This is a genomic window from Phyllobacterium phragmitis (genome assembly GCF_002980495.1).
Taxonomy (GTDB): Bacteria; Pseudomonadota; Alphaproteobacteria; order Rhizobiales; family Rhizobiaceae; genus Paramesorhizobium; species Paramesorhizobium phragmitis.
In genome coordinates, this window is record NZ_PVBR01000110.1 from 1 (window position 1) to 327 (window position 327).

The following is a 327-nucleotide window of genomic DNA, read 5'->3' on the forward strand; positions in this document are numbered from 1 at the left end:
GCGAATGGCGGTTCAAGGATCTCGCCATGATCGCAATGGTCGAGAGCGAAACCATACGGGGCGCAAAAACCTGCCTCGAACGGCGCTACTATCTGTCTTCCGCAACCCTCACCGCACAACAGTTCGCCCACGCCGTGCGCGCGCACTGGCATGTGGAGATCCGCCTTCACTGGGTCATGGATGTCGTCTTCCATGACGACCTCATGCGCCTGAGAACCCAGAACGGACCCGCCAACATGGCCACCGTCCGCCATATCAGCCTCAACCTCATCCGCTCCATCAACGACAAGGCCAGCCTCAAGGTCAGACGGAAAACGCTCGGATGGG

1 protein-coding gene is annotated in these 327 nt (G+C 59.9%); it reads left to right on the forward strand.

Features of this window, described 5'->3' with window-relative positions:
- The coding region (locus C5748_RS27560; RefSeq protein ID WP_146119668.1) for an ISAs1 family transposase at positions 1-327 on the forward strand (327 nt) is incomplete at both ends.